The organism is Pseudomonas sp. NPDC088444, assembly GCF_044900175.1.
Lineage (GTDB): Bacteria > Pseudomonadota > Gammaproteobacteria > Pseudomonadales > Pseudomonadaceae > Aquipseudomonas.
Genome location: NZ_JBJDNK010000001.1, coordinates 600,364 through 617,540, shown reverse-complemented (window position 1 = coordinate 617,540; position 17,177 = coordinate 600,364). Strand labels below are relative to the sequence as shown.

14 protein-coding genes and 3 tRNA genes are annotated in these 17,177 nt (G+C 58.2%); 14 read left to right on the top strand and 3 right to left on the bottom strand.

The genetic code is table 11. The annotated features are described in order from the left end of the window. Positions 1-82: 82 nt before the first annotated feature. Positions 83-1,780, top strand: coding sequence for a glutamine--tRNA ligase/YqeY domain fusion protein (locus ACI2KB_RS03065; protein ID WP_404631237.1), 1,698 nt, complete (start codon positions 83-85; stop codon positions 1,778-1,780). 10 nt (positions 1,781-1,790) lie between these two features. Beyond that, positions 1,791-3,173, top strand: coding sequence for a cysteine--tRNA ligase (gene cysS, locus ACI2KB_RS03060; protein ID WP_404631235.1), 1,383 nt, complete (start codon positions 1,791-1,793; stop codon positions 3,171-3,173). Between the two features lie 209 nt (positions 3,174-3,382). On the opposite strand, the gene ACI2KB_RS03055 is transcribed toward cysS, so the two are convergent. Then, positions 3,383-5,209 carry a sigma-54-dependent Fis family transcriptional regulator gene (locus ACI2KB_RS03055; RefSeq protein ID WP_404631233.1) on the bottom strand — a complete coding sequence of 609 codons (1,827 nt, stop codon included), beginning with the start codon at positions 5,207-5,209 and terminating at the stop codon, positions 3,383-3,385. A gap of 330 nt (positions 5,210-5,539) precedes the next feature. Here ACI2KB_RS03055 and ACI2KB_RS03050 point away from each other — a divergent pair, with 330 nt between their 5' ends. From ACI2KB_RS03050 to ACI2KB_RS03025, 6 genes are read left to right on the top strand one after another with little or no spacing between them, the layout of a single operon-like run. Next, on the top strand, positions 5,540-6,634 hold the full coding sequence (locus tag ACI2KB_RS03050; protein WP_404631231.1) for an ABC transporter ATP-binding protein: 1,095 nt from the start codon (positions 5,540-5,542) through the stop codon (positions 6,632-6,634). Then, a complete protein-coding gene (locus ACI2KB_RS03045) occupies positions 6,634-7,764 on the top strand; it encodes an ABC transporter ATP-binding protein (protein ID WP_404631229.1) in 1,131 nt (376 codons plus the stop codon). The genes ACI2KB_RS03050 and ACI2KB_RS03045 overlap by 1 nt, the downstream gene beginning before the upstream one ends. Continuing rightward, positions 7,757-8,623, top strand: a complete 867-nt coding sequence (locus ACI2KB_RS03040; RefSeq protein WP_404631227.1) for a carbohydrate ABC transporter permease — start codon at positions 7,757-7,759, stop codon at positions 8,621-8,623. Before ACI2KB_RS03045 ends, ACI2KB_RS03040 begins: the two co-directional genes overlap by 8 nt. Before the next feature lie 9 nt (positions 8,624-8,632). Continuing rightward, the gene (locus ACI2KB_RS03035; protein ID WP_404631225.1) at positions 8,633-9,433 is read left to right on the top strand and encodes a carbohydrate ABC transporter permease; all 801 of its coding nucleotides are present in this window, start codon (positions 8,633-8,635) and stop codon (positions 9,431-9,433) included. 12 nt (positions 9,434-9,445) lie between these two features. Continuing rightward, positions 9,446-9,718: a DUF2160 domain-containing protein gene (locus tag ACI2KB_RS03030; RefSeq protein WP_404631223.1), complete on the top strand. Its 273-nt coding sequence runs from the start codon at positions 9,446-9,448 to the stop codon at positions 9,716-9,718. Positions 9,719-9,764: 46 nt separating this feature from the next. After that, positions 9,765-11,570, top strand: coding sequence for an ABC transporter substrate-binding protein (locus tag ACI2KB_RS03025; protein ID WP_404631221.1), 1,806 nt, complete (start codon positions 9,765-9,767; stop codon positions 11,568-11,570). Between the two features lie 241 nt (positions 11,571-11,811). Here ACI2KB_RS03025 and folD read toward each other — a convergent pair whose 3' ends face one another. After that, on the bottom strand, positions 11,812-12,666 hold the full coding sequence (gene folD, locus ACI2KB_RS03020) for a bifunctional methylenetetrahydrofolate dehydrogenase/methenyltetrahydrofolate cyclohydrolase FolD (RefSeq protein ID WP_404631219.1): 855 nt from the start codon (positions 12,664-12,666) through the stop codon (positions 11,812-11,814). A gap of 310 nt (positions 12,667-12,976) precedes the next feature. Between folD and ACI2KB_RS03015 the strand changes: the two genes are divergently transcribed. The 3 genes from ACI2KB_RS03015 (at position 12,977) to ACI2KB_RS03005 (ending at position 13,315) form a co-directional block, all read left to right on the top strand. Further along, positions 12,977-13,053, top strand: a tRNA-Arg gene (locus ACI2KB_RS03015). 41 nt (positions 13,054-13,094) lie between these two features. Further along, positions 13,095-13,170: transfer RNA gene (locus ACI2KB_RS03010), tRNA-His, on the top strand. Between the two features lie 60 nt (positions 13,171-13,230). Further along, positions 13,231-13,315 (top strand) — tRNA-Leu (locus ACI2KB_RS03005). Between the two features lies 1 nt (position 13,316). Here the strand turns inward: ACI2KB_RS03005 and ACI2KB_RS03000 are convergent. Then, positions 13,317-13,691 (bottom strand): hypothetical protein, encoded by a 375-nt coding sequence (locus ACI2KB_RS03000; protein WP_404631217.1) that lies wholly within the window; start codon positions 13,689-13,691, stop codon positions 13,317-13,319. Here ACI2KB_RS03000 and tig point away from each other — a divergent pair. The 3 genes from tig (at position 13,690) to clpX (ending at position 17,132) form a co-directional block, all read left to right on the top strand. Next, positions 13,690-15,000 carry a trigger factor gene (tig, locus tag ACI2KB_RS02995; protein ID WP_404631215.1) on the top strand — a complete coding sequence of 437 codons (1,311 nt, stop codon included), beginning with the start codon at positions 13,690-13,692 and terminating at the stop codon, positions 14,998-15,000. The genes ACI2KB_RS03000 and tig overlap by 2 nt on opposite strands. Before the next feature lie 91 nt (positions 15,001-15,091). Next, entirely contained in the window at positions 15,092-15,733 is a 642-nt protein-coding gene (gene clpP / locus ACI2KB_RS02990; RefSeq protein WP_404631213.1) for an ATP-dependent Clp endopeptidase proteolytic subunit ClpP, read from the top strand. Positions 15,734-15,848: 115 nt separating this feature from the next. Further along, positions 15,849-17,132: an ATP-dependent Clp protease ATP-binding subunit ClpX gene (clpX, locus tag ACI2KB_RS02985; RefSeq protein WP_404631211.1), complete on the top strand. Its 1,284-nt coding sequence runs from the start codon at positions 15,849-15,851 to the stop codon at positions 17,130-17,132. Positions 17,133-17,177 lie beyond the last annotated feature (45 nt).

The following is a 17,177-nucleotide window of genomic DNA, read 5'->3' as shown; positions in this document are numbered from 1 at the left end:
GGGCTTGACAGGTTCGGCTATGATAGGCGCTTTGATTTATTCGGCCTACCCTGGCCGCGACTGTCAGGTTTTCAAGGATCCTATGAGCAAGCCCACTCAAGACGCTGCTGCCAACACCAAGGCAGGCCCTGCCATTCCGACCAACTTCCTGCGCCCGATCGTGCAGGCGGATCTGGATTCCGGCAAGCACACCAAGATCGTGACCCGCTTCCCGCCGGAGCCCAACGGCTACCTGCACATCGGTCATGCCAAGTCGATCTGCGTCAACTTTGGTCTGGCTCAGGAGTTCGGCGGCGTCACGCACCTGCGTTTCGACGACACCAACCCGGCCAAGGAAGACCAGGAATACATCGACGCCATCGAGCGCGACGTCAAATGGCTGGGCTTCGAATGGTCCGGAGAAGTGCGCTACGCCTCCCAGTACTTCGACCAGCTCTACCTGTGGGCGGTCGAGCTGATCAAGTCTGGCAAGGCCTATGTTGACGACCTGACCCCCGAACAGGCTCGCGAATACCGTGGCACCCTGACCGAGCCGGGCAAGAACAGCCCGTTCCGTGACCGCTCGGTCGAGGAAAACCTGGACCTGTTCACCCGCATGAAGGACGGCGAGTTCGAAGACGGCGCTCGCGTGCTGCGCGCCAAGATCGACATGGCCTCGCCGAACATGAACCTGCGCGACCCGATCCTGTACCGTATTCGCCACGCCCATCACCACCAGACCGGTGACAAGTGGTGCATCTACCCGATCTACGATTTCACTCACGGTCAGTCGGACGCCATCGAAGGCATCACCCACTCGATCTGCACCCTGGAATTCGAAAGCCATCGTCCGCTGTACGACTGGTTCCTCGACAACCTGCCGGTGCCGTGCAAGCCGCGCCAGTACGAGTTCTCGCGTCTGAACCTGAACTACACCATCACCAGCAAGCGCAAGCTCAAGCAATTGGTCGATGAACAGCACGTCAACGGCTGGGACGACCCGCGCATGTCGACCCTGTCGGGCTTCCGGCGTCGCGGCTACACCCCGGCGTCGATCCGCAACTTCTGCGAAATGATCGGCACCAACCGCTCTGATGGTGTGGTCGATTTCGGCATGCTGGAATTCAGCATCCGTCAGGACCTGGACGCCAACGCCCCGCGCGCCATGTGCGTGCTGCGCCCGTTGAAAGTCGTGATCACCAACTACCCGGAAGACAAGGTCGATCATCTGGAACTGCCGCGTCATCCGCAGAAAGAAGAGCTGGGCGTGCGCAAACTGCCGTTCTCCCGTGAAATCTACATCGACCGCGATGACTTCATGGAGGAGCCGCCGAAGGGCTACAAGCGTCTGGAGCCAAACGGCGAAGTGCGCCTGCGTGGCAGCTACGTGATTCGCGCGGACGAGGCGATCAAGGACGCTGCCGGCAACATCGTCGAGCTGCGTTGCTCGTACGACCCGGACACTCTGGGCAAGAACCCGGAAGGCCGCAAGGTCAAAGGCGTGATCCACTGGGTGCCTGCGGCTGAAAGCATTGAGTGCGAAGTGCGTCTGTACGACCGCCTGTTCCTGTCCGCCAACCCGGAAAAGACTGAAGAGGGCAAGACCTTCCTGGACAACATCAACCCAGGCTCCTTGCAGGTGCTGACCGGTTGTCGTGCCGAACCATCGTTGGGTGAAGCAGCGCCGGAAGACCGTTTCCAGTTCGAACGCGAAGGCTATTTCTGCGCGGATCTGAAGGACTCGAAACCGGGCAAGCCGGTATTTAACCGCACAGTGACACTGCGGGATTCCTGGACGTAAGGTAGGCAACGTGCTTTCGATCTACAACACGCTCACCAAGAGCAAAGAAATCTTCAAGCCGCTGGACGGCAACAAGGTGCGCATGTACGTCTGCGGCATGACCGTGTACGACTACTGCCACCTGGGCCATGGCCGCAGCATGGTCGCGTTCGATCTGGTCACTCGCTGGCTGCGTTTCAGCGGCTACGACCTGACCTACGTGCGCAACATCACCGACATCGACGACAAGATCATCAATCGCGCCCGTGAAAACGGTGAGTCGTTCGATGCCCTGACCGCGCGCATGATCGACGCGATGCACGAGGACGAAGCGCGCCTGAACATCCTCAAGCCGGACATGGAGCCGCGCGCCACCGATTACATCGGCGGCATGCACGACATGATCCAGCGCCTGATCGACAAGGGCTACGCCTACGCACCGGGCAACGGCGACGTGTACTACCGCGTCGGCAAGTTCCTGGGCTACGGCAAGCTGTCGCGCAAGAAGATCGAAGATCTGCGCATCGGTGCGCGGATCGAGGTCGACGAATCCAAGGACGACCCGCTGGACTTCGTGCTGTGGAAAGGCGTCAAGCCGGGCGAGCCGAGCTGGGAGTCGCCATGGGGTCCGGGCCGCCCGGGCTGGCACATCGAGTGCTCGGTGATGTCCACCTGCTGCCTGGGCGAGACCTTCGACATTCATGGCGGCGGCTCCGATCTGGAATTCCCGCACCACGAAAACGAAATCGCCCAGAGCGAAGCGGCCACCGGCAAGACCTACGCCAATGCCTGGATGCATTGCGGCATGATCCGCATCAATGGCGAGAAGATGTCCAAGTCCTTGAACAACTTCTTCACCATTCGCGACGTGCTGGATAAATACCACCCGGAAGTGGTGCGTTACCTGCTGGTGTCGAGCCACTACCGCAGCGCGATCAACTACTCCGAAGACAGCCTGAAAGAGTCCAAAGGTGCGCTGGAGCGTTTCTACCACGCGCTCAAAGGCCTGCCAGCGGCGGAGCCAGCGGGTGGAGAAGCGTTCGTTGAGCGTTTCTCGGTAGCGATGGACGATGACTTCGGTACACCGGAAGCCTGTGCCGTGCTGTTCGAGATGGTGCGTGAGATCAACCGCCTGCGTGACAGCGATGTCGCGGCAGCGGCCGGTCTGGCGGCGCGTTTGAAGCAACTGGCCAGCGTGCTGGGCGTGTTGCAGCTGGAAGCCGATGACTTCCTGCGCGCCGGTGCCGAAGGGCGTGTCGATGCGGCTGAAGTGGAAGCGTTGATTGCCGCTCGCCTGCAAGCCCGCGCCGACAAGAACTGGGCCGAATCGGACCGCATCCGCGACCAGATCACCGCCATGGGCGTGGTGCTGGAAGATGGCAAGGGCGGTACGACCTGGCGTTTGGCGGATTGATATCCAGGCGGTGATAAACGCGTTTGTGAGAGCCAGCATCCTGGCGAATGCGGAGAGTCGGCCAGCACATCTGTGACTGATACACCGCGTTCGCCAGCAAGCCGGCTCCCACAGGGTTCGGCGTCGAACAAATAATCTGGATTCGGCGCGGTCATTGTGGGAGCCGGCTTGCTGGCGATGGCGTCAGGTCAAACACTGCAATTATCTAATCAAAACCCCTGCTCCCGCAGCCGCTTATATAGCGTATTCCGACTCACCCCCAACCGCTTGGCCAACTGCGAAATATTCCCTCCGGCCGCCTGCAGCAATTCGTTCAATTCCTCGGGTGTGTCCAGCGCCGCCTTGCGGTTGAACACGATCCCCGGCTCCTGGCTTTCCATTTCCAGATCGGCCAGTTCCAAATCCGCAAAAAAGTCCTCCGGTAAATGCTCAGTAGAGATCCTCTGATCATCCGCCAACGCCAACGCCACCTGAATCACGTTGCTCAATTGACGCAAATTCCCAGGCCACGGGTGCCGTTCGAACAGTGCCAGCACCGACGACTCAAACCCTGCTGTCTGCTGCGGCTCACGATGTTGCTCCCAGATGGCTTGCACCAATTCGGCTTTGTCGGTGCGCTCTCGCAAAGGTGGGAGTTCAAGGTTCAGCCCACTGATGCGGTAATACAAATCCTGCCGGAAACGTCCGCTTTGCACCTGTTCACGCAATGAGCAGTGGGTCGCGGAGATGACCCTGATATCCACGGGGAACAACTCACTGCTGCCCAACGGCTGCACGCAACGTTCCTGCAAAACCCGCAGAAGACGCGCCTGAACAGGTAGCGGCATGTCGCCAATCTCGTCGAGAAACAACGTGCCTTTGTCAGCCTTTCGAATCAGCCCGATGCTGCCTTTGTGGTGAGCGCCGGTGAACGCGCCTTTTTCATAGCCAAACAGTTCCGCTTCCACCAACTCCGAAGGAATGGCAGCGCAGTTCACGGCAATGAAAGGTTGATCGGCCCTGGAACTTGCCTGATGCAGATTCTTGACGAACACCTCTTTGCCTGCGCCGGTCTCGCCAAGGATCAGCAGCGGCACGTTTTTCTCCAGCAAGCGCTGAGCCTGACGTGCGGCTTTGGCGACTTTTTCATCCCCGATAGCGGGTGTTTGAGGCTGCGGTCTGGGGGTCGCCACGTTGTGGAATTTCAATACCGACGCGCCGGGACGTTTGATCAGGCCATGAAAGCGGTTATGTCCCGCTGCCTGAAGCGCAAAGGGCTGGCCTTCCTGCTGATTGAGCAACTGAGCGACAGGCGCCTTGAACAGGTTCTGGATATTGGCATGCAGCAGGCTGACTCCCAGCAAACTGTCGGCCCGGCGATTGGCACACAGGATCCGCCCACTCTCATCGAACACCAGCAACCCGGCCCATTGGCTGTCCAGATTGTTCAGACCGGTGTTGAAGGTCAGCTGAAAATAACCGTTCTGGAATTGATCGAGAATGAGCCGGTTCTCGATGGTCTGGCTCATCATCTTCACCATCCCCAAGGTGTGCGAGGGCGGCAGGAAACTGTCGCTGGACACATCGAGCACCGCGATCATACGCCGCGAGGCATCGAAGATTGGCGCCGCAGAGCCGGTCATGAAGCGATTGGCCTTGAGAAAGTGTTCATCGTGTTCAATGTGAACAGCCTGTTCACAGGCCAGTGCGGTGCCAATCGCGTTGGTGCCCACCCCTTGTTCCAGCCAACTGGCCCCGGCGACGAAACCCCGTTGCTGATCCGGCTCGACGAAGCGCTTGGTGCCCCAGGAGTTCAGCACCTGGCCTTGCTGATCGGCCAGCAGAATCAAGCAGTTCGAGTTGCTGAGGATGTTTTCGTAGAAGGGCAGGACTTGCTGATGGGTGGTCTGCACCAGTGCGTGATGGCGCTCCAGCAGTTGCGAAACCTGCCGTTCCGGTAGCCGGTTGAAAGCGGGGCGGGATTGATGATCCAGGCCAAATTCGCGGCAGCGGGCCCAGGAATCGCGAATGATCGTGTCGTGCGCTGTGGCGGCCATAGGCTGGCTCCGTCCTGATGCTTTTATTGTTGTTGGGGTAACGCTTTGGCGGAGCATCCGTGCTCGAAACGTTCAGCCATTGTTGTTCAGCTGTGTTCAAAGTCAATGTTCATTTTGTTCAGGTGTTCAGTCTTTCCTGTTCATTTATGTTCACCAACGAATGCTGTGTTCAGTGCGTTTTTGAGCTGACAGCTCTAAATCAATGGTTTTGGCGCTTAGTTCGTTTGCGAAGGTGAATTGGCACGATTGTCGCTATCCAACAAACGGTCGACGAATGTCACGACCCGAACACGTTTCACCCCGAACAAGACAAATAACAAAGGGCACGCCATGTCTCTCACGCTTGAGCACGTCAGCCGCACGGTTGACGGCCAGATCTGGATCGATGACGCCTCGCTGAGCTTCGAACCCGGCTCATTCAACGTATTGCTGGGGCGCACCTTATCAGGCAAAACCAGCCTGATGCGCTTGATGGCTGGTCTGGACAAGCCAGACAGCGGCCGAGTCCTGATGAATGGCAAAGATGTCACTCAGGTCGCGGTGCGCCATCGCAACGTTTCGATGGTTTATCAGCAGTTCATCAACTACCCGAGCATGACCGTCTTCGACAACATCGCCTCGCCGCTGCGTCAGGCCAAAATGTCGAAAGATGAAATCGAAAGCCGCGTGCGGGAAACCGCGAAAATGCTGCGTATCGAGAAGTTTCTTACGCGCTACCCCCTTGAACTCTCCGGCGGCCAGCAGCAACGCACGGCGATGGCGCGGGCGTTGGTCAAGGACGCCGAGCTGATCCTGTTCGACGAGCCGCTGGTCAACCTCGACTACAAGCTGCGCGAAGAACTGCGCCAGGAAATGCGCCAGTTGTTCGAAACCCGTAACACCATCGCCGTGTACGCCACCACTGAGCCAAACGAGGCGTTGGCCCTCGGCGGGACCACGACCATTCTTCACGAAGGTCGTCTGATCCAGAGCGGCAAGACTCCCGAGGTCTATCACCAGCCGAAAACCGTGCTGGCGGCTGAGCTGTTCTCCGAGCCGCCGATCAATCTGATGCCCGGTCGCATCGACGGCAATGAAGTCAGTTTTGCCAACTTCGTGCACTTTCCGCTCAACGTCGACCTGCGCAAGATCGGCGACGGCGACTACCGCTTTGGCGTGCGCCCCAGCCACCTGAGCCTGGTGCCGTCCAACGACGACGACCTGGAACTGGCAGTGACCGTGGAGCTGGCGGAAATCAGTGGCTCGGAAACCTTTCTGCATGTGCGCAACGAACACTTCTCGCTGGTGCTGCACCTGCCGGGGGTTCACGAATACGACGTCGATACGCCGATTCGCGTGTACATCCCCACTCATAAATTATTCGTGTTCGATCAGCAGGGCGGCCTGATTCAAGCGCCGGGCCTGCGCATGGCGAGGGTTGCCTGATGGCCGAGATCCGTTTGCAACAGCTGGCCCACAGCTACAACGCCAACCCGACAAGCCCCGAAGACTATGCCATTCGCGAGATGACCCACATCTGGGAGCAGGGCGGGGCGTACGCCTTGCTCGGGCCGTCCGGGTGTGGCAAATCGACCTTGCTCAACATTATTTCCGGCCTGCTCAGCCCCTCGGAAGGCAAAGTCATGTTCGACAGCACCGTGGTCAACGACCTGTCGCCGGAGCAGCGCAACATCGCCCAGGTTTTCCAGTTTCCGGTGGTCTACGACACCATGACGGTGTACGACAACCTCGCTTTCCCCCTGCGCAATCAGGGCATGGCCGAGGCGAAGATTCAGACCAAGGTGCAGGAAATCGCCGAGGTGCTGGATTTGCAGCCGCTGCTGAAAAAGAAAGCCAAGGGTCTGACCGCTGACGAGAAGCAGAAAGTCTCCATGGGCCGTGGGCTGGTGCGTGATGACGTGTCGGCGATCCTGTTCGACGAGCCGCTCACCGTGATCGATCCACACCTGAAGTGGAAGCTGCGGCGCAAGCTCAAGCAGATCCACGAGCAGTTCAACATCACCATGGTCTACGTCACCCACGATCAATTGGAGGCCTCGACCTTCGCCGACAAGATCGCGGTGATGTACGGCGGCCAGATCGTGCAGTTCGGCACGCCGCGTGAGCTGTTCGAAAAACCTCGTCATACCTTTGTCGGCTACTTCATTGGCAGCCCCGGCATGAACCTGATTGAGGTCAAGCCAGAGGCGGGGGGTGTGGGCTTTGGCGGTATTCATATGCCACTGTCCGAGGCCTTGCAGCAGACGTTGGCCTCGACGAAGTGGAGCAACCTCAAAGTCGGCATTCGGCCGGAGTTCGTCCACGTCTGGGACGGCCCGTTCGATGACGCCATGTGCGCCGACGTGACCTACGTCGAAGACCTGGGGACCTACAAGATCCTCACGCTGAACCTGGCGGGCCAGTCTTTGAAAGTCCGTTTGCAGGAAGACAAGCCGGTGCCGCAAGGCCAGGCCTGGATCAGCTTCCCGGCCCAATGGCTGATGCTCTACGCCGACGAATTTCTGCTGGAGGCTACGACGGAACACGCCCCGGCCCGTGAGGTGCCCCATGAGTAAAGTGCAGAACAACAAGGCCTGGTGGCTGGTGCTGCCGGTGTTTCTGCTGGTGGCGTTCAGCGCCATCATTCCGATGATGACCGTGGTCAACTATTCGGTGCAGGACATTTTCGATCAGTCCAGCCGCTATTTCGTCGGCGCTGACTGGTTCAAGCAAGTGTTGCAGGACCCTCGCCTGCACGATTCGCTGCTGCGCCAGTTCATCTATTCGGGCTGCGTGCTGCTGATTGAAATCCCGCTGGGCATCGCCATCGCCCTGACCATGCCGACCAAAGGTCGTTGGTCGTCGGTATGCCTGATCGTCATGACCCTTCCGCTGCTGATCCCATGGAACGTGGTCGGCACCATCTGGCAGATCTTCGGCCGTGGTGACATTGGCCTGCTGGGCTGGTTTCTCAACAATGTGCTGCACATCAACTACAACTATGCCGCCAATGCTTCGGATGCATGGGTGACGGTACTGATCATCGACGTCTGGCACTGGACCTCGCTGGTGGCGCTACTGTGCTACTCGGGGCTGCGGGCGATTCCGGACGTGTACTATCAGGCGGCGCGTATTGATCGGGCCTCTCATTGGGCCGTTTTCCGACACATCCAGTTGCCAAAGATGAAAAGCGTGCTGCTGATCGCCGTGATGCTGCGCTTCATGGACAGCTTCATGATCTACACCGAACCCTTCGTATTGACCGGTGGCGGGCCGGGCAACTCGACCACTTTCCTCAGTCAGACCCTGACCACCATGGCGCTCGGCCAGTTTGACCTGGGGCCTGCGGCGGCATTCTCGCTGGTGTATTTCCTGATCATTCTGTTGGTGTCGTGGGTGTTCTACACCGCCATGACCCACGGCGAAAAGAACTGAGGAGCGGCCATGAATCTTCGTAAAGTCGTGCCGTTGTGGGTCTACCTGTTGTTTTTGCTGGTGCCTATCTACTGGCTGATCAACATGTCCTTCAAAACCAATACTGAAATCCTCGGCGGACTGACTTTGTGGCCGCAGGATTTCACCCTGGCCAACTACAAGGTGATCTTCACCGACGAGAGCTGGTACAGCGGCTACATCAATTCGCTGTACTACGTGTGCCTGAACACTGTGATTTCGCTGAGCGTGGCGTTGCCTGCCGCGTATGCGTTTTCCCGCTATCGGTTCCTCGGCGACAAGCACCTGTTCTTCTGGCTGCTGACCAACCGCATGGCGCCGCCGGCCGTATTTCTGCTGCCGTTCTTCCAGTTGTATTCGTCCATCGGCCTGTTCGATACCCACATTGCCGTTGCGCTGGCGCATTGCCTGTTCAACGTACCGCTGGCGGTGTGGATTCTGGAAGGCTTCATGTCTGGCGTTCCGAAGGAAATTGACGAAACCGCCTACATTGATGGTTATAGCTTTCCCAAGTTCTTCGGGAAGATTTTCATCCCGTTGATTGGTTCGGGCATCGGCGTGACGGCGTTCTTCTGCTTCATGTTCTCCTGGGTCGAGCTGCTGTTGGCGCGGACCCTGACGTCGGTCAACGCCAAACCGATTGCGGCGGTCATGACCCGCACGGTGTCGGCTTCGGGTATCGACTGGGGCGTGCTGGCGGCAGCGGGGGTGTTGACCATCCTGCCGGGCATGCTGGTGATCTGGTTCGTTCGCAACCATGTGGTCAAGGGTTTTGCCCTTGGTCGTGTCTGAGGAGTCGAAAAAATGGAGTGGATGTCCTGGACACTGCCGACTGCGCTGTTTTTTGGATCGATCGCTGCCGTGCTGGTGGCAATGACGGTCTGGGAGCTGCGCTCGGCGAGCATCGAACGTCGCGGGTTTCTGCCGATGGCCACCACCCGTGGCGACCGGCTGTTCATCGGTCTTCTCGGCAGCGCCTACCTGCATTTGCTGGTCATTGGCGCGACCGACTGGAGCATCTGGGTCGCCTCCGGGCTGTCCCTGGTCTGGCTGTTGGTTGTGATGCGGTGGGGTTGAAGGTTTGAAATGTGGGAATACATAAGAATCAACACTGGAGGTGTCTATGTTCAATAAGAAAAACAAGCTGCGACATAGTGTGACGGTAGCGACGATGGTGATGCTCAGTGGCTTGAGCGTTTCGGCGTGGGCGGATCAGTACGAGGACGCCGCGAAGAAGTGGGCGGCCAGCGAGTTCAAGCCTACGACCCTGTCCGACGCTGACCAGCTCAAGGAATTGGAGTGGTTCATCAAAGCGGCCGAGCCGTTCCGTGGCATGGACATCAAAGTGGTGTCCGAGACCCTGACCACCCATGAATACGAGTCCAAAACCCTCGCCAAGGCCTTCACCGAAATCACTGGCATCAAGGTGACCCACGACCTGCTGCAAGAGGGCGACGTCATCGAGAAACTGCAAACGGCCATGCAGTCGGACAAGAGTATTTATGACGGCTGGGTCAATGACTCCGACCTTATCGGTACCCATTTCCGTTATGGCAAGGCGCTGTCTCTGACCGACCTGATGGCAAGCCCCGAAGGCGCGAAAGTCACGTCTCCTACGTTGGATATCAAGGACTTCATCGGTACCTCGTTTACCACCTCTCCAGAGGTCAAGGACGCGTCGGGCAAAGTCATCACCCCGGCCAAGCTGTACCAACTGCCTGACCAGCAGTTCGCGAACCTGTACTGGTTCCGCGCCGACTGGTTCGAGCGTCCTGATCTGAAAGAGAAGTTCAAGGCCAAATATGGCTACGAGCTGGGCGTGCCGGTTAACTGGTCGGCCTATGAAGACATCGCCAAATTCTTTAGCGAAGACGTGAAGGAAATCGACGGCAAGAAAGTCTACGGCCACATGGACTACGGCAAGAAAGACCCGTCCTTGGGCTGGCGCTTTACTGACGCCTGGTTCTCCATGGCAGGCAGTGGCGACAAAGGCCTGCCGAACGGCCTGCCGGTGGACGAGTGGGGCATTCGCGTCGAAGATTGTCATCCGGTTGGTTCCAGTATCACCCGCGGCGGCGACACCAACGGTCCGGCCGCAGTGTATGCCACCCAGAAATACATCGACTGGCTGAAAGCCTACGCGCCGCCAGAGGCTGCGGGCATGACCTTCTCCGAGTCGGGGCCGGTGCCTTCGCAGGGTAACGTTGCGCAGCAAATCTTCTGGTACACCGCGTTTACGGCTGACATGACCAAGCCAGGTCTGCCGGTGATGAACGCCGACGGCACGCCGAAATGGCGGATGGCGCCGTCGCCGAAAGGGCCGTACTGGAAGGAAGGCATGAAGCTGGGCTATCAGGACGTGGGGTCGTGGACGTTCCTGAAGTCGGCTGACGAGAAGAAGCGCCTTGCGGCCTGGCTCTATGCGCAGTTCGTGACTTCGAAGTCGGTGTCGCTGAAGAAAACCATCGTCGGCCTGACGCCGATTCGTGAGTCGGACATCAACTCCAAAGAGATGACCGCGCTGGCGCCGAAGCTGGGTGGTCTGGTGGAGTTCTACCGCAGCCCGGCCCGCGTTCAGTGGTCGCCGACCGGCACCAACGTCCCGGATTATCCGAAACTGGCGCAACTGTGGTGGAGTCACGTGGCTGAGGCCGTTACTGGCGAGAAATCTGCGCAAGCGGCACTGGACGGTCTGGCCAAGGATCAGGACGCCATCATGACCCGCATCGAACGCTCCAAGGTTCAGGACGCCAGTGGTTGTGCACCGAAGATGAACCCGGAAACCTCGGCTGAAGAGTGGTACACCAAAGCCGAGAAGAGCAACGGCGCATTCCTCGCACCGCAACGCAAGCTGGCCAACGAGAAGCCGAAGGGTGAGACCATTGCCTATTCGGATCTGTTGAAGAGCTGGGAGGCTGCGAAGAAGTAAGGGCTCTTGATTCTTTCTGGCCGGAGGCCGTAGGAGCCTGGCTTGCTGACGATCTGTCGGGGAGCGGCAGTAAATCCGGATAACGCGGTGCGTCTGATGCTACCGGTTTGAATGGTTTCGCTGCCGCTCCGCGCCAGATCGCTTGCAAGCAAAGCCCCTACGCCTTCGGCAGAAGCAGTCGGTCTTTGGCAATAAAAAAACGGCACCTCAGGGTGCCGTTTTCATGAGCGCGGTGTACCGATCAGTTGTGCAGCTCTTCCGCCGCGTACAGCGTATTCTCGAGCAGGCACGCGCGGGTCATCGGGCCAACGCCACCGGGGACTGGAGTGATCCAGCCGGCGCGGGGCAGGGCGGTGTCGTAGACCACATCGCCAACCAGCTTGCCGTCTTCCTGACGGTTGATGCCAACGTCGATCACGATGGCGCCTTCCTTGATCCATTCGCCTTTGACCAGGCCCGGCTTGCCCGCCGCCACCACCACCAGATCAGCACGGCCAACATGGCCCGCCAGATCCTGGGTGAAGCGGTGAGTGACGGTCACGGTGCAACCGGCCAGCAGCAGTTCCATGGCCATCGGGCGGCCAACGATGTTGGACGCGCCGACCACCACGGCGTCTTTGCCGTACAGGTCCACGCCGGTGCTTTCCAGCAGGGTCATGATGCCTTTTGGGGTGCACGGGCGCAGCAGCGGGATGCGCTGAGCCAGGCGGCCGACGTTATAAGGATGGAAGCCGTCGACGTCCTTATCGGGACGAATGCGCTCCAGCAACGGCGAAGAATCCAGATGCTCCGGCAGCGGCAGTTGCAGCAGGATGCCGTCGATGGCCGGATCTTCATTGAGGCTGTCGATCAGATCGGTCAGTTCGGTCTGGGTGGTGGCAGCGGGCAGGTCGTAGGCCCGGGAAATGAAACCGACCTCTTCACAGTCTTTGCGTTTGTGCGAGACGTAAACCTGAGAGGCGGGGTCGCTGCCGACCAGAATCACCGCGAGGCCCGGCGTGCGCAGCCCTTGCTCGCGACGTTCGGCGACTCGTTGGGCGATCTGCTGGCGCAGGTGGGCTGCGATCGCTTTGCCGTCTATTAGTTTTGCAGTCATTACGCGTGATTAACCATCGGAAGGGAGGGAAAAAGAGCGCGCATTCTCGCATGACATGGGCCAAGGGCAAAGGCGGTTGGTCTGCTTAATAAGCTAAGCCCTTTAATTAACTGAATTTTTTAGAAAAAAGTGTTGACGCCCCTCAAGGTCGTCTATAAGATTCGTCGCACTTGTCGGGCACAACCCCACACAGGATAAGCCGGAAGCGGTGAATCAAGTCGAAAGGTTGGTAAAGTCAGGTGGAGTTTAAATCGACTCAGCGTGATTGAAAGCTCTTAATTTGCAGGTCGAAAGATTGCAGATTAACCAAGCGCCCGTAGCTCAGCTGGATAGAGCATCCGCCTTCTAAGCGGATGGTCGCAGGTTCGAGTCCTGCCGGGTGCGCCACTAAAGGCAGCTTTGGCACAAGTAGGTTACAACGCAATATGGTGGGCGTAGCTCAGTTGGTAGAGCACAGGATTGTGACTCCTGTTGTCGTGGGTTCGATCCCCATCGTCCACCCCATATTCGAAAAGGCGCCAGACTGATAATCTGGCGCCTTTGCTTTAAGAAGCGGTTCAAAACGCGGACGTGGTGGAATTGGTAGACACACTGGATTTAGGTTCCAGCGCCGCGAGGCGTAAGAGTTCGAGTCTCTTCGTCCGCACCAGTTACAACCCCTGAACAATGCCGGTTGGCTTTTCAGGGATCGAAAAAGCCGCCCAGTGCGGCTTTTTTTGTTTCAGCGTATTGGTTTCACGCTGGAACGAGCCTGTCGTGTCTTCATTGGCGGGCTTTTCCGGAGTGTTTCCAGGGATTGGATCGACATTCGGTCGTGCTTCGCTTCCTATATATAGAAGGGTGCGAAGCCCGTTCCAGACCGCTTGCGAAGGTTTGAACCTTCGTCCTTTTCCCTTTGGTTGCATTCCATCGTGTTTACCCTTCTTCAGTAGGGTGACTTCTTGAGATTGACCCACTAGAATGCTTGCCCTTGATTCTGGGGTCGGAAACGGCCGGCTAACGTCTGTGCAACGAGGAATATCCATGCAAGTTTCTGTTGAAAACACTTCCGCTCTCGAGCGCCGCATGACCATTGGCGTGCCAGCTGAGCGCATCGAGACCGAAGTCAACAAGCGTCTGCAGCAGACCGCACGTAAAGCCAAGATCCCGGGCTTCCGCCCAGGCAAAGTGCCTATGAGCGTGATCCGCCAGCGTTATGAAGACGGCGCCCGTCAGGAAGCCCTGGGCGACCTGATCCAGGCAACTTTCTACGAAGCCGTCGTAGAGCAAAAGCTGAACCCGGCCGGCGCACCTTCCGTCGAGCCAAAATCCTTCGAAAAGGGCAAGGACCTCGAATACGTCGCCACTTTCGAAGTGTTCCCTGAATTCTCCGTTGCCGGTTTCGAGTCTGTTTCTGTCGAGCGGCTGTCGGCTGACGTCGCGGACTCCGATCTGGACAACATGCTGGAAATCCTGCGCAAGCAGAACGTTCGTTACGAAGCCGCTGACCGCGCTGCTGCCAACGAAGACCAACTGACCATCGATTTCGTTGGCAAGATCGACGGCGAAGCGTTCGCTGGCGGTTCGGCCACTGGTACTCAGCTGGTGCTGGGTTCGGGTCGCATGATCCCTGGTTTCGAAGACGGTCTGGTCGGCGCCAAAGCCGGTGAAGAGCGCGTTCTGAGCCTGACTTTCCCTGAGGACTACCAGAACCTGGAACTGGCTGGCAAGGCCGCCGAGTTCACCGTCACCGTGACTTCGGTGTCGGCTCCGGTCCTGCCAGAACTGAACGAGGCGTTCTTCAATCAGTTCGGTATCAAGGAAGCGACTCTGGAAGGTTTCCGCACCGAAGTTCGCAAGAACATGGAGCGTGAACTGCGTCAGGCCATCAAGTCCAAGGTCAAGAACCAGGTCATGGACGGTCTGCTGGCGGCCAACCCGATCGAAGTGCCAAAAGCACTGCTAGAAAACGAAGTGAACCGTCTGCGTGTTCAGGCCGTTCAACAGTTCGGTGGCAATATCAAGCCTGACCAACTGCCAGCCGAGCTGTTCGAAGAGCAAGCCAAGCGCCGCGTCGAGCTGGGTCTGATCGTTGCTGAAGTGGTCAAGCAGTTCGACCTGAAGCCTGATGAAGCCCGCGTTCGTGAGCTGATCCAGGAAATGGCTTCCGCTTACCAGGAGCCAGAGCAGGTTGTGGCCTGGTACTACAAGAACGAACAGCAAATGAACGAAGTCCGTTCGGTTGTGCTGGAAGAGCAAGTTGTGGATACTGTTTTGCAGAAAGCGAGCGTGACCGATAAAGCGGTCTCGTACGAAGAAGCCGTCAAGCCGGTAGAAGCTCCAAAAGCCGACTGATTTCTTTCTCTCGTTCGAAAACACCATAAGCCAGCCTTCGTGCTGGCTTATGCGTATTCAAGACATGACTATTTGGGAGTGAATGCGAGACATGTCCCGCAATTCTTATATTCAGCAGCACTCTGACATCCAGGCCGCTGGCGGCTTGGTCCCGATGGTTATCGAGCAGTCCGCCCGTGGCGAACGCGCCTATGACATCTACTCGCGTCTGCTCAAGGAACGCGTCATTTTCCTGGTCGGCCCGGTTGAAGACTACATGGCCAACCTGATCTCGGCGCAATTGCTCTTCCTTGAAGCGGAAAACCCGGACAAGGACATCCATCTCTACATCAACTCCCCAGGCGGTTCGGTGACTGCGGGCATGGCGATCTACGATACCATGCAGTTCATCAAGCCTGACGTATCGACCACCGTCATGGGCCAGGCTTGCAGCATGGGCGCGTTCCTGCTGGCAGGCGGTGCCAAGGGCAAACGTTTCGCCCTGCCCAATTCCCGCGTGATGATTCACCAGCCACTGGGCGGTTTCCAGGGGCAGGCGTCGGACATCGACATTCACGCCAAGGAAATCCTGTACATTCGCCAACGGCTGAACGAGCTGCTGGCTCACCACACCGGCCAGTCGCTGGAAGCCATTGAGCGTGACACCAACCGCGACAACTTCATGAGCGCCGAGCGCGCTGCTGAGTACGGTCTGGTGGACTCGGTGCTCGACAAACGTCAGATGATCAAATGATTGCCTGACAGGCAGTAATCCCGGGTGGTCGGGACTTCCGTACCACCTGCGGACTTGAAAAAGCCCGCAATTGCCTTCATCTTGTGTTGCAAGCCTACCGGATTGGATCGATCGAATGACTGACACCCGCAACGGCGAGGACAACGGCAAACTGCTTTATTGCTCCTTCTGCGGCAAAAGCCAGCATGAAGTGCGCAAATTGATTGCCGGCCCCTCGGTATTTATCTGTGACGAGTGCGTCGACCTGTGCAATGACATCATCCGCGAGGAGGTGCAGGAAGCACAGGCAGAAAGCAGCGCGCATAAACTGCCATCGCCGAAAGAAATCAGCGGCATCCTTGACCAGTACGTCATTGGTCAGGAGCGTGCCAAGAAGGTTCTAGCTGTAGCGGTGTACAACCACTACAAGCGCTTGAACCAGCGTGACAAGAAAAATGACGATGTTGAACTGGGCAAGAGCAACATCCTGCTGATCGGCCCCACGGGTTCCGGCAAGACCCTGCTGGCCGAAACGTTGGCCCGTTTGCTCAACGTACCGTTCACCATCGCCGACGCCACCACCCTGACCGAAGCCGGTTATGTGGGTGAGGACGTGGAAAACATCATCCAGAAGCTGTTGCAGAAGTGCGATTACGATGTCGAGAAGGCCCAGATGGGTATCGTCTACATCGACGAAATCGACAAGATTTCCCGCAAGTCCGACAACCCTTCGATCACCCGTGACGTCTCGGGTGAGGGTGTGCAGCAGGCCTTGCTGAAGCTGATCGAGGGCACCGTGGCTTCCGTTCCGCCTCAAGGTGGCCGCAAGCACCCACAGCAGGAGTTCCTGCAGGTGGACACGCGCAATATCCTGTTCATCTGTGGCGGTGCATTCTCTGGCCTGGAAAAGGTCATCCAGAATCGCTCCACCAAGGGCGGCATCGGTTTCAACGCCGAAGTGCGCAGCAAGGAAGAAGGCAAGAAAGTGGGCGAGTCCCTGCGTGAAGTCGAGCCTGACGATCTGGTCAAGTTTGGTCTCATTCCGGAATTCGTTGGCCGTCTGCCTGTTCTGGCTACGCTGGACGAGCTGGACGAAGCTGCGCTGATGCAGATTCTGACCGAGCCAAAGAACGCCCTGACCAAGCAGTACGCCAAGCTGTTCGAAATGGAAGGTGTGGACCTCGAATTCCGCGCCGACGCACTCAACTCGGTTGCTCGTCGCGCGCTGGAGCGCAAGACTGGTGCTCGTGGTTTGCGGTCCATTCTCGAAGGCATTCTGCTCGATACCATGTATGAAATCCCGTCAGAGCCTGACGTAAGCAAAGTGGTGATCGACGAGAGCGTCATTGAAGGATCGTCCAAGCCGCTGTTGATTTACGAAAACAGTGAGCCACCTGCCAAGGCGGCTCCGGACGCGTAAGCCTCGCGGCATACGCACCGGGCGACTGGAAAGCAAAAAGGGCCC

Bases quoted from the DNA above. Each gene is read 5' to 3' on its own strand.
- clpP (WP_404631213.1), top strand. From the start codon at position 15,092: ATGTCCCGCAATTCTTATATTCAGCAGCACTCTGACATCCAGGCCGCT.
- tig (WP_404631215.1), top strand. From the start codon at position 13,690: ATGCAAGTTTCTGTTGAAAACACTTCCGCTCTCGAGCGCCGCATGACC.
- ACI2KB_RS03035 (WP_404631225.1), top strand. From the start codon at position 8,633: ATGAATCTTCGTAAAGTCGTGCCGTTGTGGGTCTACCTGTTGTTTTTG.
- ACI2KB_RS03000 (WP_404631217.1), bottom strand. From the start codon at position 13,691: ATGGATATTCCTCGTTGCACAGACGTTAGCCGGCCGTTTCCGACCCCA.
- ACI2KB_RS03055 (WP_404631233.1), bottom strand. From the start codon at position 5,209: ATGGCCGCCACAGCGCACGACACGATCATTCGCGATTCCTGGGCCCGC.
- ACI2KB_RS03030 (WP_404631223.1), top strand. From the start codon at position 9,446: ATGGAGTGGATGTCCTGGACACTGCCGACTGCGCTGTTTTTTGGATCG.
- ACI2KB_RS03025 (WP_404631221.1), top strand. From the start codon at position 9,765: ATGTTCAATAAGAAAAACAAGCTGCGACATAGTGTGACGGTAGCGACG.
- ACI2KB_RS03065 (WP_404631237.1), top strand. From the start codon at position 83: ATGAGCAAGCCCACTCAAGACGCTGCTGCCAACACCAAGGCAGGCCCT.
- folD (WP_404631219.1), bottom strand. From the start codon at position 12,666: ATGACTGCAAAACTAATAGACGGCAAAGCGATCGCAGCCCACCTGCGC.
- ACI2KB_RS03050 (WP_404631231.1), top strand. From the start codon at position 5,540: ATGTCTCTCACGCTTGAGCACGTCAGCCGCACGGTTGACGGCCAGATC.
- ACI2KB_RS03040 (WP_404631227.1), top strand. From the start codon at position 7,757: ATGAGTAAAGTGCAGAACAACAAGGCCTGGTGGCTGGTGCTGCCGGTG.
- ACI2KB_RS03045 (WP_404631229.1), top strand. From the start codon at position 6,634: ATGGCCGAGATCCGTTTGCAACAGCTGGCCCACAGCTACAACGCCAAC.
- clpX (WP_404631211.1), top strand. From the start codon at position 15,849: ATGACTGACACCCGCAACGGCGAGGACAACGGCAAACTGCTTTATTGC.